Here is a 15,123-nt window from a genome sequence, read left to right on the forward strand (position 1 = left end):
CCCGGTCAGTGACAGGCGACGGTCCACGGATCGGTCCGCAGGTCCGTCACCCGCACGTCCCAGCCGTCGACACCGGAGAACCGGGCGTCGAGGACATCCTTCGCCTGCGCGCACCACGGCTGCTCGCTGGCCCAGTGCGCGACGTCGACGAGGGCGGGCCCGCCGGTGCGCAGGTGCTCGTCGGCCGGATGGTGCCGCAGGTCGGCGGTCACGTACGCGTCGGCGCCGAGCCGGGACACGGTCGCGAGGAGGGAATCCCCGGACCCGCCGCACACCGCGACGGTCTGGACGATCCGGTCCGGGTCACCGGCCGCCCGCACCCCCCACTCGGTGCGGGGCAACGCGTCGGCGACGCGGGCGGTGAACGCACGCAACGTCGTCGGCTGCGGCAGCGTCCCGATGCGGCCGAGACCGCGGCGTCCGGGGAAGTCGACGGTCTCGAACACGTCGAAGGCCGGCTCCTCGTACGGGTGCGCGGCACGCAGCGCGGACAGGAGCCGGGTCCGCGCCGTTCGCGGAGCGATCACCTCGACACGGTCCTCACGAACGTGCTCGACGGCACCGACCGAACCGAGGGCGGGGTTCGCACCGGGCATCGGACGGAACTGTCCGTCACCGGTGACGGTCCAGCTGCAGTCGCGGTAGTCGCCGAGTTCCCCGGCACCCGCCGCGAAGAGTGCCTCGCGGACCCGGACGGTGTCGGTGGCCGGCACCGTCACCACCCACTTGTCGGTGGCCCGGTCGGGGATCGGGACGAGCGGGCGGGTGTCGACGAGGCCGAGAGCGGCGGCGAGGGCGTCGGACACACCCGGATCGGCGCGGTCGGCGTTGGTGTGCGCGCTGTACAGGGCGCATCCGCCGCGGATCAGCCGGTGCAGCAGCGCCCCCTTCGGGGTGTGGGCGCCGACGGTGTCGACGCCGCGCAGCAGCAGCGGATGGTGCACCAGCAGTAGCTGGGCGCCGGTTGCGAGGGCCTCGTCGACGACGGCCTCGGTGGCGTCGACGGCGACGACCACCTTCCGCACCTCGTCGGCCGGGTCACCGGCGACGAGTCCGACGGAATCCCACGATTCGGCGAGGGCCGGCGGGTAGGCGGCCTCGAGGGCGGCGATCACGTCGTCCAGGGTCGGAACGGTTTTCGGCGTGGTCACGGGATCTCCTCCAAGACGGCGATCAGTCGTTCGGTCATCGCCTGCGGGCGCACCGCGATCCGCAGGACGTCCGGCCCCAGTCCGGGGAACGTGTCACAGCGACGGACGGCGATGCCGTGCTCCCGCAGCGCGGTCCGCACCCGGTCACCGCCGGGCACGCGCAGCAGCAGGAACGGTGCCGACGCCGGGGTGTGCACGTCGATCCCCGCGGCCCGCAGCAGGTCGACGGCGACGTCCCGGTCGGCGGCGATCCGGCGGGCCTGTCCGGCGGCCTCGGCGACCGCGTGCGGTTCGCTGCACGCGGTGATCGCCTCGAGCTGCAGGCTGCCGACGGGCCAGTGCGCACGCCCCCGGGTGAGGCGCGCCAGTACGTCGGGGTGTCCGAGCGCATAGCCGCAGCGCAGTCCGGCGAGCGCCCACGTCTTGGTGAGGCTGCGCAGCACCAGCACGTCGGGCAGAGACAGGCCGGCCACCGACTGCGGTTCCCCGGGCACGGCGTCCATGAACGCCTCGTCGACGACGACGATCCGGCCGGGCCGGCGCAGCGCGAGCACGTCGGCGGCCGGGTGCAGCACCGACGTCGGGTTGGTGGGGTTGCCGAGCACGACGAGGTCGGCGGAGTCGGGGACGGCGGCCGGGTCGAGCCGGTAGGGCGCGTCGAGGACGACGTGGGTGACCGGGACCGCGGCCTCGCGCAGCGCGAGTTCCGGTTCGGTGAACGACGGGTGGATCAGGGCGGCCTCGCGGGGGGCGAGCCGCGGCAGCATCGCGAATCCCTCGGCGCCGCCGGCCAGCGGCAACACCTCGTCCGGGGTACGGCCGTGACGGGCCGCGACCTGTCCGCGGGCCCGGCGGTCGGCATCGGCGCTCGGATACCTGCCGAGGGCTCCGACCGCGGCGGCGAGCCGGGCCCGCAGCCATTCCGGTGGCCCGTCACCCTGCACGTTGACCGCGAAATCGAGGAGGCCCGGACCGGTCTCGGCGTCGCCGTGGTGCCGCAGTGGCGCGAGCGTGTCCGATCCGAGGTCCATGACCGCCCACCCTACGACGCGGGCCGACCGGGACAATGGCACGGTGACTGATGCGGTGACCGATATCTCGACCCCCCTCGCTCCGGTGCTGTTGTTCGACCTCGACGGCACCCTCACCGATTCCGCGCTCGGCATCCACAACGGGTTCCGACACGCCCTGTCCACGATCGGCCGTCCCGAGCCGACCGCGGCGATGCTGGCGACGGTGATCGGGCCGCCGCTGATCGAGTCGATGCACGCGATGGGCCTCGACGAGCGCGACACCGCCGCCGCCCTGGCCGCGTACTTCGAGCGGTACGACGCCGTCGGCTGGTCGGAGAACGCCGTGTACGACGGTGTCGAGGAGGCGCTGATCGCGGCGCAGGCGTCGGGCGCCCGGCTGGCGGTGGCGACGTCGAAGACGGAGACGTTCGCGATCCGGATCCTCGAGCACTTCGGGCTCGCCGGCTACTTCGAGACGATCGGCGGGGCGAGCCCGGACGGGTCCCGGCGCGCCAAGGCCGACGTCATCGGGCACGTGCTGGGCGGGCTGGGCCTGACCGCGGTCCCGGGCGGCACTCCCGACGTGGTGATGATCGGGGACCGCGAGCACGATGTGCACGGGGCCGCGCACTGGGGCATTCCGACGGTGTTCGTCGAATGGGGGTACGGCTCCCCCGCCGAGGCTGCCGGTGCACGCTGGACGGCCGCGTCGACCGCCGAGCTGACGCGGGTGCTGGCGAGGTGACCTGCAGCGAACCAGTACCGTGGAGGCCGTGGGCAGGCTGAAATTTCTGTTGCGACCGGGATGGTTGGCGTTGGCGGCCGTCGTCGCCGGGTTCGCCTTCATGTGTTTCACGGTGCTGGCACCGTGGCAGCTGGGCAAGAACACCCGGACGTCCGAGCGCAACACCCTGCTCGAGGAGTCGATCGACGCCGACGCGGTCCCGATCGACTCGCTGATCGGCGGTACCGGTCCGGCCCCGCAGGACGAGTGGCGCAAGGTTCTCGCGACCGGAACGTACGTCCCGGACACCGACGTCCTGGTCCGGTTGCGGTCCGTCGGGGATGCACCCGCCTACGAGGTGCTCACGCCGCTGACGTTGACGGACGGGCAGACGATGCTCGTCAATCGTGGTTACGTGCGGCCCGTCCAGGGCACGCAGGCCCCGCCGATTCCGCCGGCCCCGTCCGGGCCGGTGACGGTCGAGGGCCGGATCCGCATGTCGGAGGGCACCGTTCCCGGGAAGGATCCGATCACCGAGTCGGGCACCCGGCAGGTCTACTTCATCGATTCCGGGCAGGTCGGCGCGTTCATCGGCACCGACCTGGTGAACGGGTATCTACAGCTCGACGACGGTCAGCCGGGTGGCCTGGGCACGATCCCGCTGCCGCAGATGGACTCCGGACCGTACCTGTCGTACGGGTTGCAGTGGCTGGCGTTCGGCATCATGGCGCCGTTGGGTCTCGCGTACTTCGTCCGCGCCGAACTCCGGGAACGTCGCAAGGCCCGCGAGAATGCCGTCGGCGGTGCGGCGGCGACGCCGGAGACCGCACCCGACGACATCCCGGCCGTATCCGACATCCCGGCCGTACCCGACGTGCCGGCTGTGGTCGACGGGACGACCCCCGACGACGAGTTCCGGCTGCCGACCAAGCGCACGCTGCGCAGGAAGAAGTCCGACGCCCCCGCCGCACCGCTCAGCGCGTCGGAGGCGAAGCTCGCGGACCGCTACGGCAAACGGTGACGTGACCGCCGCGCGCCCAGCGCGAGGACTGCCGCGACCGCCGCGGCACCGGTCTGGACTGCGGTGGACAGTCTCGCGGCCCGGCCCAGGTCCGCGACGACCGGTGCCGGCCCCGTCCCGAGGGTGGGACGCATCTCCACGCCGTGCGGGTATTCGGTGCGGCCCCCGAGCTGCACACCGAGTGCCCCGGCCGCGGACGCTTCCGCGACTCCGGCGTTGGGGCTGGGATGGTTCGCGGCGTCGCGGCGCCACGCCCGCCACGCGCCGCGCGGGGAGCCGCCGACGACGGGCGCCGCGGCCACGGTGAGGACGCCGGCGAGCCGGGCCGGGGCCAGGTTGACGACGTCGTCCCAGCGGGCCGCAGCCCACCCGAAGTGGCGGTAGCGGTCGTTGCGGTAGCCGATCATGGCGTCGAGGGTGTTGGACGCCCGGTAGCCGAGCAGTCCGGGCACACCCGCGACCGCGCCCCAGAAGAGTGCACCGACGGTGGCGTCGGAGGTGTTCTCGGCGACCGATTCGAGGCTGGCGCGGGCGATCCCGTCGGCACCCAGGACGCTCGGGTCGCGTCCGCACAGCGACGGCAGCAGATTCCGCGCGGCATCCAGGTCACCGCGGTCGAGGTGGCCGGCCATGGCCCGCCCGGTCCCGGCGAGCGACGTGCCACCGAGGACCGTCCAGGTGGCGGCGGCGGTCACGGCCGTCTCCCCCACCCAGCCGAACCGGGCCGCGGCGCGTTCCGCGAGTATCCCACCGGCGACGGTCGCCCCGACGAGGACGGCGGTGTGCACGGCCCCGGCGGGTCGGCTGTCGGCGTACGTCAGTGTCTCGAACGAGGCTGCGGCCCGGCCGAATCCGGCGACCGGATGGAACCGGCGAGGATCGCCGAACACCCGATCGGCGACGTAGCCGAGGAGCAGTCCCGCCGCCCGGGCCGTGGGATGGGGGCGAGGGGCCGGTCGGTGGGTGGGGCGCAGCACGCGCCCAGTTGTACCACCGGTTCCGGTCAGCGTTCGAATCCGCGGCGCATGTCGTCGACGATGTGCGGGCGGTCGAGCGTCGACGGTGCGAGCAGGCGACGCTGCCGGTCCAGCGGGAATCCGCCGGCCGCGGCGAGGGTGGCCTCGTCGAGGAATCGGCGGGGCGCGGCATGCGGTGACAGCGACAGCCCCGGGGCGGGCCCGACCTGGGCCAGCGCATACCCCCAGTCCCCGAAACTCGGTACCAGCACGTGGTACGGCGTCACCCCCAGTCCGACGGATTCGACGGTGCCGACGGTCCGCCAGAACGCGTCCGGCGTCGAGTACGGGCTGCCCGCCTGCACCACCATCAGCCCGCCCGGCGCGAGCACGGTCGACGCGACACCGTAGAACTCGGTCGAGTACAGCCGCCCCAGCGTCGGGGTGTCCGGGTCGGGCAGGTCGACGATCACCGCGTCGAACTCACCGTGCGTGCCGTCGCGCAGCCAGCGGAACGCGTCGTCGACGACGACGGTGACCCGGGGATCCTCGAGCGCACCGCCGTTGAGGCCGCGCAGCCGGGTGTTCGCGACGTCCAGGACGGCCGGGTCGAGTTCCACCTGCACGATCTCCCGGACGCTGTCGTGGCGCAGTATCTCGCGGGCGGCGAGCCCGTCGCCGCCGCCGAGGATCAGCACCCGCTGCGGGTCCCGGGCCAGCGCCGGGTACACGAGGGACTCGGTGTAGCGGTGCTCGTCACGGCTCGAGAACTGCAGATCGCCGTCGAGGTAGAGGCGCACGTCGCCGGCGCGTTCGGTGACGACGATCTCCTGGTACTGCGACCGCTGCGCGTACACGACGGGGTCGGGGTAGAGCCGCTGCCGGGACGTGGTCTCGATGTCGGACGAGCGGGCCAGGAGGACGGCGAGCAGGGCGGCGGCCAGCAGCAGGGCGAGCACGGCGACGGCCCGGACGGCCGGACGCAGGTGCCCGCGCAGCAGGAACAGTGCGGCGATCGCGGCGGCCGCCAGGTTCACCATGCCGGTGAGGGCGGTGCCGCGGATCAGGCCCGCCGCCGGCAGCAGCAGGAACGGCCATGCCAGCCCGCCGACGAGGGCGCCCGCGTAGTCGGCGGCGTTGAGGTTGGCGAGGACCTTGCCGGTGTCGGCGGCGTCACCGCCGCGTCCGGTCTGCAGCAGCGTCATGAGCAGCGGCACCTCGGCGCCGACGAGCATGCCGATCGCGGCGGTCGCGAGGACCAGCACCCAGGTCGACGAGCCGAGGAACGTGAACGACACGTACAGGGCGGCGGCGCTGACGCCACCGACGAGCCCGAGCACCACCTCGACGCCGACGAACGCCGGGCCGGCGTGCCGCAGCAGCGGTTTCGCGGCGAGCGCACCGAGGCCGAGCGCGGCGACGTAGCCGGCAACGATCAGCGACGTCTCGGTGATGCCGCCGCCGGTGAGGCTCGCCGACAGGGTCAGCAGCGCCAATTCGTAGACGAGGCCGCACGCCGCGCAGGCCGCGACCGCGGCGAGCAGCACCACCCGGGCGCGGCGGCCGAGCGCCCGCGGGACGGCCGGGGCGGCCGGGATCACGACAGTGCTGCGGCGTTGACCAGGCCCACCGAGAACAGGGTGATCGCGACGGCCCAGGCCGCACCGCACATCCGCGGCTCGCCGACGAGGGTGACGAGCCGGCCGGGCAGCAGCACGTTCATGATCGCGAGTGCCGCAGCCTGCAGTACGACACCGACGACGCCGTACACGAGCGAGTCGACGATGCCCTGTGCGAAGCCGTCGGAGCTGGTGAGGATCGCGGTGATCACGACGATCGCGAGCGCGAGATGGTTGGCGCCCAACAGGATCGCCGCGTTGGGGTTCTTCTCGACGTACACCTGTCGGCGCAGGTTGCCCGGGGTGAGGGCGTCGAGCATCGCGAAGCCGGCGGTGAGCACGGCGATACCGACGGCGAAGAACGCGAGGGTCGCGGCGACCCCGCCGACCATCGGCCCCACGTGGACGGATCCCATCTCGGTGGTCACGGCGAGGTTCGTGACGGTCATGTGTGTGCTCCCGGAAAACTGTGTGGGGGTGATCATTTCGCGGATCCCGATCCGCCGGAGACGTTGCCGGCGGCGGGCGAGCCGGGACTGAACCCGGGTCCGAGGTAGGTGAAGTGCCCGCCGTTGTAGCGGCCCAGGTCCTCGACGGTGACGGTGCTGCCGCCGCCTGCGGCCGGTCCGACGGTGACGATGTCGTCGGGGTAGCGCAGGTATTCGTTGTTGCCGTCGGCGCGGCGGGCGGACGGTTCGTCGTCCGCCACGATGCGGGAAACGGTGGTGCCCACCGGATCCTTCGAGTGGTAGGTGACGACGCTGCCCGACGTCGAACGGTGCTCGAACCGGTCGCCGAGGTGCTCGCGGACGCTGCCGCCGCAGCCGGCCAGCACAGCGGCCACGACCACCAGCATCGATGCGAGGGCCGCGCGCCTCACGGCCGCCACCTGCTCTCGGTCGTGACGACGGTGCCGCTGTCGCCCCCGGGATACAGGTGCCAGGTGCGCCAACGCCATTCGCCGGAGTACGCGGTCGCGGTGAGGACGGTCAGGGCGTCCGGGTGGCCGGGGAAGCCCGCGCACACCCAGTCCGCTGCGGTGGCCCGGTCACGCAGGTCACGGGCCCGTTTCCGCAGTTCGGTCCCGCTCACCCGTTCGACACGGGACGAGAACCGATAGCCGTGCCGCTCTTCGGTTTCCGGCAGTGCGCGGCCCCCGGACCGGACGGCGTCGCACGACACCTGTTCGGTGAACCGGGTGCCGTCGGCGTCGGCGACGACGACGTGCGAGGCCCCGAGCACCCCGAGGACGACGGTCCCGGCGACCGGATCCGACAGCCGCAGGTCGGCGAGGGTGTCGGGGGCCGGGGCGTCCAGCAGCAGCCCGAGCGCATCGGCGGAGATGTCGGTGGGCACCACGTCGAGTACGTGGACGCTCACTGCACGGGACCGGAGTGGATGACGTTCAGTTCACCACGGGTGACGGCGCGGCCGGTGGAGACCTCCCACGACGACGACCGCGTCCACCGCTCGAAGCCGAGCAGTCCGGTGCCGTCGGCGGTCGCGTAGTCGACATAGTCCATCGATCCGGTCGGGGCGGTACCCGTCGTGCCCTCGGCGGTGAACCGGGCCGAACCGGACTCGATCTTCCGGTAGACGCGGTCGTCGAGGACGACGTCGCCGCCGGGCTCGAGGCCGGTGCCCTCACGCCGCATCCACAGCGTCAGTTCGAGTTCGCCCTCGTCGTCCTCGACGGTGAGCCAGCGCCGCCCGGTGGACCCGTCGAGGAGGTGTTCGTGCCACCGGTAGCCCTCGTCGTCGAGGACGATGGTGCCGCGCACGACATGGTCGATACCGGCGTACGTGACGATGTCGCCGACACCGATCCGGTGCGGGTCGTACACCTCCGGGTAGTCGGCGAGCGGGTCGACGCGGCGGGGCCTCCGGGAGGCGGCAGCGGACCGCTCGGCGCGGACGATCACCACCGCGACCACCACGAGCACCAACAGGACGAGTAGAGCGATCACGACGAGCATGCGAACAGGCTTCCCCCATATTCGTGACTTTCGGAACGCTCCGACCCTACTGGTCGTCGTCCACCTGCTCCGACAGCAGCCACGCCTCGAACGTCTCGTTGCACAGGCAGGCCGGGGATCGCCGCAGCCGCAGCAGTGCGATCGCCCCCGCCGGGTCCGCCTCCCCCGACAGCACCATCGCCCGGGCCGCGACCAGGCTCGACCGGTTGAGCCCGACCTGGCAGTGCACCAGCACCGGCCCGGTCTCCCGGCACACGTTGACCCACGAGGCGAGCGCGTCGACCTGCTCGAATCCCTGCTCCACGCTGTCGTACATGCGCACGTACACCTCGGAGTCGACGGCGTGCCGGATGTCGTACTGCTCCCACGGATACAGGGAGACCAGATGGGTGACGAAACTCGGCAGGATCAGCCCGTCCCGGCAACCGCCCTGCCACAGGTTGTGTGCGATCTCGCTGACCACGGGAACGTCGAACGGCAGGTGCCCGTGCGCGGTGATACCGACCAGATGCCGCCGCATCGGGTCGAGGTCGATGTCGATCGCCGTCGGATCGACGTACTCGTCGTTCACGCGGGACGTCCGTTCGTTGCGGGGACGGGACTCCAGTATCGCCGCGAACGGTGGCGGCGCGGCAGTTTTCTCCCTCGCCTGCCACCCGGATCGGCGCCGCGGGTGCGAGGATGCCCGAGGACAGCACTACGAGGTGTGGTTTCCACGACGAAGGGAGTCGCCGGAAGTGCCGACGACGACGGTGAAGAACGCACGCAAACGGTTGGGCTCCCTCGTCCGCGCGGTCAACGACGACACCGTTGCGGTCGAGATCGTCGGCAGACGCGGCGCGGCGGTCCTGATCTCCAGTGAGCGGTACGCCGCACTACAGGAGGCGAGCTTCCTGCTCCGCTCCCCCGAACTGATGGACAGCCTGCGACGCGAGATGGCCCGCACCCGCCCCGCAGCGACGAACCACGGGAAACGCAGTAAACGCAAGGACGCCGCCGTCTAGGGTGTGGCGGCGGGCCCGGCCTGTGGCCGGCGGGGGCGCACGACGACCTCTGCGGCCAGCGCACCGATCTTGGTACCGATACACAGGCTGACGAATGTTGCCGGAGTGCTGTGCAGGGCGGCGGCGTCGAACGCGGCGAGTGCCACGAGACCGACGGTGCCGGGCACCAGCAGCAGGAACGCCGGCTGGAACGAGACCGTGGCCGGGACGGCAACGGTCAGGTTCTCGAGGATCCGGGCGGTGACGAACAGGACACCGGCGGCCAGTCCGGTCGCGGCGACGCCGCCGATCAGTGGGGTGGCCCCGACGAGGACCGCGTAGGTTCCCGTCATGACGGCCACGCCCAGCAGGGTGAGCCGGAGGCCTGCACCGAACGCGACACCGATCCCGAGTGCGAGCACCACGACACCGACCCAGGACATCCACAGCGGCGGCAACGCGAGCCAGCCGCCGGTGCCGTCGACCGACCCGATCTCGCCGAGCAGGGCAGCGGAGTCCGGGTCGATCCGCAGACCCGTCACCTGCGCGCCGGCGGTGATCCCGGCCGTCATGAACCCGAGCATGATCAGGCCGTAGAGCAGTCGCGAGGATCCGGTCACGATGTCGGTGGACGTCAACTCCAGCAGCGCGTTGGTGATCACCGCACCCGGCACCAGGATCGCGACGGGCGCGCACACCGCGAACAGGGGCACCGGCCCCAGGTCGAGGACGGTGCCCACGACACCGACGAGCACGGTGGACAGGAATGCGGAGACGAACGGCACGATCGCGACACCGTCCCGCGCCCGGTCCAGGATCGAGGTGACCACGCCGACGAGCGCACCGACCGCGGCCGCGGCGAGGATCGACCACCACGGGCACCGGAACACCAGGGCCAGTCCTCCGGCGATGAGTGCACTGCCCACCGCCCAGGACGTCAACGGGTACGGACGGGTCATCGCCCGCACCTGCGCGATGCGCGCGGGCAACTGCGACAGCGGGACCGCCGCCGCGACGATGTGGTGGAGCAGCCTGCTGGCGTGCGCGGCCTGACGGAACGACAGCCCGGCCCCGCCGGAACGCAGCATCGTCACCGCCCCGGTGTCGTCGGTGACGATGACCGAATCGGGCAGAACGGCGAACGCCAGGTCACCGCCGCCACGCCGGCCCGCGGCCGGCACCGATTCCAGGGAGGCGCGGACATCGGTGACCGACAGTCCGGCGTCGAGCAACAGGACACCCAACTCGCCGAGTTGCCGGGCAGTGGTGGGATCGCTGCCGGGACCGGCTCCGCGGGTCGGACTGTGCACCGGGGAAGGGTACGTGGGTGGGCGCGGAGGGTTTCGAACCCCCGACCGCTGGTGTGTAAAACCAGAGCTCTACCACTGAGCTACACGCCCGAATTCCGGCGGCGGACGCCGCCGGAATCGCCTCAGGACTGTAGCGCGGTGAGCGCGTTCTCCCAAGCTCCCTGGTCACGGGGCTCGCCGGGGCCGTTCATCTCCGCGAACCGGATGATGCCGTCCTTGTCGATCGCGAACGTGCCGCGGTTGGCGAAGCCGAAGTCGTCGTTGAAGACGCCGTACGCCTGCGCGACGGCACCGTGCGGCCAGAAGTCGGACAGCAGCGGGAACGTGTACCCCTGTTCGGCCGCCCAGATCTTGTGGGTGGGCGACGGGCCGACGGAGATCGCGAGGATTTCGGCGTCGTCGTTCTGGAACTTGGGGAGTTCGTCGCGTACCCGGCACAGTTCGCCCTGGCACACGCCGGTGAAGGCGAGCGGGTAGAAGACCAGCAGCACGTTCTTCTTGCCGCGGAAGTCGGACAGCGTGACTTCCTGGTTGTTCTGATCCTTGAGGGTGAAATCGGGCGCGGTGGCGCCCACTTCGAGAGGCATGTGTCGTCCTGACGATCGGGGGATGGAGGATCAGCGCTTGGGTGCGCGGGCCTTGGGCTGGACCAGGCGGCTGCCGCTCCAGGCCCCCAGGTTCGCGGCCGAGGTCTGCGTGAGGCCGGCGGTCGGCGCCGACTCGGCGATCTCGCTCGGCTCGACGTGCCCGGGCTGACCTGTCTTGGGGGTGAGGACCCACACGAAACCGTCGTCGGACAGCGGACCGATCGCGTCCATCAGTGCGTCGACCAGGTCGCCGTCGCCGTCGCGCCACCACAGCAGCACGACGTCCACGACCTCGTCGGAATCCTCGTCGACCATCTCTCCACCGATGGCCTCTTCGACAACGGCGCGTAGCGCGTCGTCGGTGTCGTCGTCCCACCCCAGTTCCTGAACCACCATGTCGTGGATGATGCCGAGCTTCTGGGCGTAGTTCTGGGCGTCGGCCGCGGCGACCACGGTGGTGTCCTCCTCGAGTTCGTGGTGCTCGTGTCCGTCCGGCACGTCGTCCGGTCGTCGTCGCGCATCCCGGTCGGGATCGAGCGTGCGTCGATCAATAGTGGAAAGCGAACATGGTCGGAGCCGTTCATGCAAGCCGACGACCGTGAAAATTTCGAGAAAGCCGAACCGAGACCGAGCAAACCCTGCTGATCAGGACAAATGCGGACGCCCGATCAGGGTTTCGACGCGCCGGGAAGGGAAGCCGGGAGCCGGGGTGCCCCGGCACTGCGGATGGGGGAAGATGAGGGCTGCGCCATATTCGTATGGAAACCGGGCCGGCCCCGACCAAGGACCGTCCGGATGGAGTGGATGCGACAACCGAGCGTCCCCACCACAATGAGGAGCACACCTTGTCAGACCTGATCCAAGGGCCCGCGTCTTCACCGAACGCCGACACCACAGGCGTCACCGGAGGGTCCACGTCACCCGCAGCTCCCGGCACCGACGGCCGGGTTCGCGTCATTCGCGAGGGGGTGGCGTCCTATCTGCCGGACATCGATCCGGACGAGACCAGCGAATGGCTCGAATCGTTCGACGGTCTGCTCGACCGGGCCGGAGACTCCCGTGCCCGCTACCTGATGCTGCGTCTGCTCGAACGCGCCGGTGAGCGGCACGTGTCGATTCCCGCCCTCACCTCCACCGACTACGTCAACACGATCCCCACCGAGAACGAGCCGTGGTTCCCCGGTGACGAGGAGGTCGAGCGCCGCTACCGCGCGTGGATCCGCTGGAACGCCGCGATCATGGTGCATCGCGCGCAGCGTCCCGGAGTCGGCGTCGGCGGCCACATCTCGACGTACGCGTCGTCCGCCGCCCTGTACGAGGTGGGCTTCAACCACTTCTTCCGCGGCAAGGATCATCCGGGCGGCGGCGACCACATCTTCGTGCAGGGTCACGCATCGCCGGGCATCTACGCCCGTGCGTTCCTCGAGGGCCGGATCGGCCCCGACCAGCTCGACGGTTTCCGGCAGGAGGCCAGCCACGCGAAGAAGGGCGGCGGCCTGCCGTCGTACCCGCATCCGCGTCTGCTCCCCGACTTCTGGGAGTTCCCGACGGTGTCGATGGGCCTCGGCCCGATGAACGCCATCTACCAGGCCCGTTTCAACCACTACCTGCACGACCGCGGCCTCAAGGACACGTCGCAGCAGCACGTGTGGGCGTTCCTCGGCGACGGCGAGATGGACGAGCCGGAGTCGCGGGGTCTCGCGCACGTCGCGGCCACCGAGGGCCTCGACAACCTGACGTTCGTCGTCAACTGCAACCTGCAGCGTCTCGACGGCCCGGTCCGCGGCAACGGCAAGATCATCCAGGAACTGGAGTCGTTCTTCCGGGGCGCCGGCTGGAACGTCATCAAGGTCGTGTGGGGCCGCGAGTGGGACGCCCTGCTGCACGCCGACAAGGACGGCGCGCTCGTCAACCTGATGAACGCGACGCCGGACGGCGACTACCAGACGTACAAGGCCAACGACGGCGCGTTCGTGCGCGAGCACTTCTTCGGCCGCGACCCGCGGACCAAGGCTCTGGTCGCCGACATGACCGACCAGGAGATCTGGAACCTCAAGCGCGGCGGCCACGACTACCGCAAGGTGCATGCCGCGTACGCGGCCGCGATGGCGCACAAGGGCCAGCCGACGGTGATCCTCGCGAAGACCATCAAGGGCTACACCCTGGGCAAGCACTTCGAGGGCCGCAACGCGACCCACCAGATGAAGAAGCTCACCCTCGACGATCTCAAGCGGTTCCGCGACATCCAGCGCATCCCGATCTCCGACGCGGAGCTCGAGAAGGATCCGTACCTGCCCCCGTACTACCACCCGGGCCCGGACGCGCCGGAGATCCGGTACATGCTCGACCGCCGTACGGCCCTCGGCGGGTTCCTGCCGTCGCGCAACACCGACGCCGCCCCGCTGACCGTGCCGGACGACAAGGTGTACGCCCCGGTCCTCAAGGGGTCCGGCAAGCAGGAGGTCGCCACCACGATGGCGACGGTCCGCGTACTCAAGGAACTGTTGCGGGACAAGGAGGTCGGCCCGCACATCGTGCCGATCATTCCCGACGAGGCCCGCACGTTCGGCATGGACTCGTGGTTCCCGTCGCTGAAGATCTACAACCGCAACGGTCAGCTGTACACGTCGGTCGACGCCGAACTGATGCTCGCCTACAAGGAGAGCGAAGTCGGCCAGATCCTGCACGAGGGCATCAACGAGGCCGGTTCGGCGGCGTCGTTCACCGCGGTCGGCACGTCGTACGCGACGCACGGCCTGCCGATGATCCCGGTGTACATCTTCTACTCGATGTTCGGGTTCCAGCGGACCGGCGACAGCCTGTGGGCGGCCGCCGACCAGATGACCCGCGGATTCGTGCTCGGTGCGACCGCCGGCCGCACCACCCTCACCGGTGAGGGCCTGCAGCACGCCGACGGTCATTCGCTGCTGCTGGCGTCGACGAACCCGGCGGCCGTCACCTACGATCCGGCGTTCTCGTACGAGATCGCGCACATCTTCAAGGACGGCCTGCGCCGCATGTTCGGCGGCACCCCCGGCGAGGCCGGGTTCGGTGGCGAGAACGTCTTCTACTACCTCACCATCTACAACGAGCCGTACGTGCAGCCCGCGCAGCCGGAGGACCTGGACGTCGAGGGCCTGCTCAAGGGCATCTACCTGTACAAGCGGGCCGAGAACACCGGGCCGAAGGCGCAGATCCTGGCGTCGGGTGTCACCATGCCCGCCGCGGTGAACGCGCAGGAGATGCTCGCCGCCGAGTGGGGCGTCGCCGCGGACGTGTGGTCGGTGACGTCGTGGGGCGAACTGCGCCGCGACGGCGTCGAGTGCGAGCGGCTCGCCCTGCACAAGCCCGGCGAGGACGCGCCGCAGCCGTACATCGCGCAGGCGCTGGCCGGCACCGAGGGCCCGTTCGTCGCCGCGTCCGACTGGATGCGGGCCGTCCCGGACCAGATCCGGCAGTGGGTGCCCGGCACCTACACGACGCTCGGCACCGACGGTTTCGGTTTCTCCGACACCCGTCCGGCGGCCCGCCGGTTCTTCAACGTCGACGCCGAGTCGATCGTGGTCGCGGTCCTGTCCGGGCTCGCGAAGGACGGCAAGCTCGACCGGTCGGTTGCCGCCGAGGCGGCGGCCCGCTACCGGATCGACGACGTCGACGCCGCCCCCGAGCAGACCTCGGATCCCGGTGTCGCGTAACCGGTAGGCAGCGCACCCGGTAGACGGAGCGTTCCTCGGACGCCCGTCGTCGGCACGGTCCACGGACCGTCGTGCCGACGGCGGGCGT

General features: G+C 71.1%; 16 protein-coding genes and 1 tRNA gene. 4 read left to right on the forward strand and 13 right to left on the reverse strand.

The window, feature by feature from the left end; translation table 11 throughout:
* Positions 1–5: 5 nt before the first annotated feature.
* The gene (locus Q5696_RS13035) at positions 6–1,151 is read right to left on the reverse strand and encodes a Nif3-like dinuclear metal center hexameric protein (protein WP_305091767.1); all 1,146 of its coding nucleotides are present in this window, start codon (positions 1,149–1,151) and stop codon (positions 6–8) included.
* Positions 1,148–2,182, reverse strand: a complete 1,035-nt coding sequence (gene cobC / locus Q5696_RS13040) for an Rv2231c family histidinol phosphate aminotransferase CobC (RefSeq protein WP_370654783.1) — start codon at positions 2,180–2,182, stop codon at positions 1,148–1,150. The genes Q5696_RS13035 and cobC overlap by 4 nt, the downstream gene beginning before the upstream one ends.
* Positions 2,183–2,225: 43 nt before the next feature.
* Between cobC and Q5696_RS13045 the strand changes: the two genes are divergently transcribed.
* On the forward strand, positions 2,226–2,909 hold the full coding sequence (locus Q5696_RS13045) for an HAD hydrolase-like protein (RefSeq protein WP_370654784.1): 684 nt from the start codon (positions 2,226–2,228) through the stop codon (positions 2,907–2,909).
* Between the two features lie 28 nt (positions 2,910–2,937).
* The gene (locus tag Q5696_RS13050) at positions 2,938–3,909 is read left to right on the forward strand and encodes an SURF1 family cytochrome oxidase biogenesis protein (protein ID WP_305091770.1); all 972 of its coding nucleotides are present in this window, start codon (positions 2,938–2,940) and stop codon (positions 3,907–3,909) included.
* On the opposite strand, the gene Q5696_RS13055 is transcribed toward Q5696_RS13050, so the two are convergent.
* Genes Q5696_RS13055 through Q5696_RS13085 form a run of 7 tightly spaced genes read right to left on the reverse strand, consistent with a single transcriptional unit; the run spans position 3,894 to position 9,031 of the window.
* Positions 3,894–4,883 (reverse strand): cobalamin biosynthesis protein, encoded by a 990-nt coding sequence (locus tag Q5696_RS13055; protein WP_370654928.1) that lies wholly within the window; start codon positions 4,881–4,883, stop codon positions 3,894–3,896. The two genes, Q5696_RS13050 and Q5696_RS13055, sit on opposite strands and share 16 nt — an antisense overlap.
* A gap of 29 nt (positions 4,884–4,912) precedes the next feature.
* On the reverse strand, positions 4,913–6,466 hold the full coding sequence (locus Q5696_RS13060; RefSeq protein ID WP_305091772.1) for a polyamine aminopropyltransferase: 1,554 nt from the start codon (positions 6,464–6,466) through the stop codon (positions 4,913–4,915).
* Positions 6,463–6,933 (reverse strand): DUF350 domain-containing protein, encoded by a 471-nt coding sequence (locus tag Q5696_RS13065; RefSeq protein ID WP_305091773.1) that lies wholly within the window; start codon positions 6,931–6,933, stop codon positions 6,463–6,465. Before Q5696_RS13065 ends, Q5696_RS13060 begins: the two co-directional genes overlap by 4 nt.
* Positions 6,934–6,965: 32 nt before the next feature.
* On the reverse strand, positions 6,966–7,373 hold the full coding sequence (locus tag Q5696_RS13070) for a DUF4247 domain-containing protein (protein ID WP_370654785.1): 408 nt from the start codon (positions 7,371–7,373) through the stop codon (positions 6,966–6,968).
* On the reverse strand, positions 7,361–7,864 hold the full coding sequence (locus tag Q5696_RS13075; protein WP_305091774.1) for a DUF2617 family protein: 504 nt from the start codon (positions 7,862–7,864) through the stop codon (positions 7,361–7,363). The genes Q5696_RS13070 and Q5696_RS13075 overlap by 13 nt, the downstream gene beginning before the upstream one ends.
* Positions 7,861–8,460, reverse strand: coding sequence for a DUF4178 domain-containing protein (locus tag Q5696_RS13080; protein ID WP_305091775.1), 600 nt, complete (start codon positions 8,458–8,460; stop codon positions 7,861–7,863). The genes Q5696_RS13075 and Q5696_RS13080 overlap by 4 nt, the downstream gene beginning before the upstream one ends.
* A gap of 46 nt (positions 8,461–8,506) precedes the next feature.
* On the reverse strand, positions 8,507–9,031 hold the full coding sequence (locus tag Q5696_RS13085) for a protein-tyrosine phosphatase family protein (RefSeq protein ID WP_305091776.1): 525 nt from the start codon (positions 9,029–9,031) through the stop codon (positions 8,507–8,509).
* 166 nt (positions 9,032–9,197) lie between these two features.
* On the opposite strand from Q5696_RS13085, the gene Q5696_RS13090 reads away from it, so the two are divergent.
* Positions 9,198–9,464 carry a type II toxin-antitoxin system Phd/YefM family antitoxin gene (locus tag Q5696_RS13090; RefSeq protein WP_305091777.1) on the forward strand — a complete coding sequence of 89 codons (267 nt, stop codon included), beginning with the start codon at positions 9,198–9,200 and terminating at the stop codon, positions 9,462–9,464.
* On the opposite strand, the gene Q5696_RS13095 is transcribed toward Q5696_RS13090, so the two are convergent.
* The 4 genes from Q5696_RS13095 to Q5696_RS13110 form a co-directional block, all read right to left on the reverse strand.
* Positions 9,461–10,753, reverse strand: coding sequence for a threonine/serine exporter family protein (locus tag Q5696_RS13095; protein ID WP_305091778.1), 1,293 nt, complete (start codon positions 10,751–10,753; stop codon positions 9,461–9,463). The genes Q5696_RS13090 and Q5696_RS13095 overlap by 4 nt on opposite strands.
* A gap of 18 nt (positions 10,754–10,771) precedes the next feature.
* A tRNA-Val gene (locus tag Q5696_RS13100) sits at positions 10,772–10,843 on the reverse strand.
* Positions 10,844–10,875: 32 nt separating this feature from the next.
* Positions 10,876–11,340 (reverse strand): peroxiredoxin, encoded by a 465-nt coding sequence (locus tag Q5696_RS13105; protein WP_305091779.1) that lies wholly within the window; start codon positions 11,338–11,340, stop codon positions 10,876–10,878.
* A gap of 30 nt (positions 11,341–11,370) precedes the next feature.
* On the reverse strand, positions 11,371–11,793 hold the full coding sequence (locus Q5696_RS13110) for a DUF3052 domain-containing protein (RefSeq protein WP_305095279.1): 423 nt from the start codon (positions 11,791–11,793) through the stop codon (positions 11,371–11,373).
* Positions 11,794–12,185: 392 nt separating this feature from the next.
* Here Q5696_RS13110 and aceE point away from each other — a divergent pair, with 392 nt between their 5' ends.
* Positions 12,186–15,035 carry a pyruvate dehydrogenase (acetyl-transferring), homodimeric type gene (gene aceE, locus Q5696_RS13115; RefSeq protein WP_305091780.1) on the forward strand — a complete coding sequence of 950 codons (2,850 nt, stop codon included), beginning with the start codon at positions 12,186–12,188 and terminating at the stop codon, positions 15,033–15,035.
* Positions 15,036–15,123: the final 88 nt, after the last annotated feature.

Source organism: Prescottella sp. R16, from assembly GCF_030656875.1.
In the GTDB taxonomy this organism is placed as follows: Bacteria; Actinomycetota; Actinomycetes; order Mycobacteriales; family Mycobacteriaceae; genus Prescottella.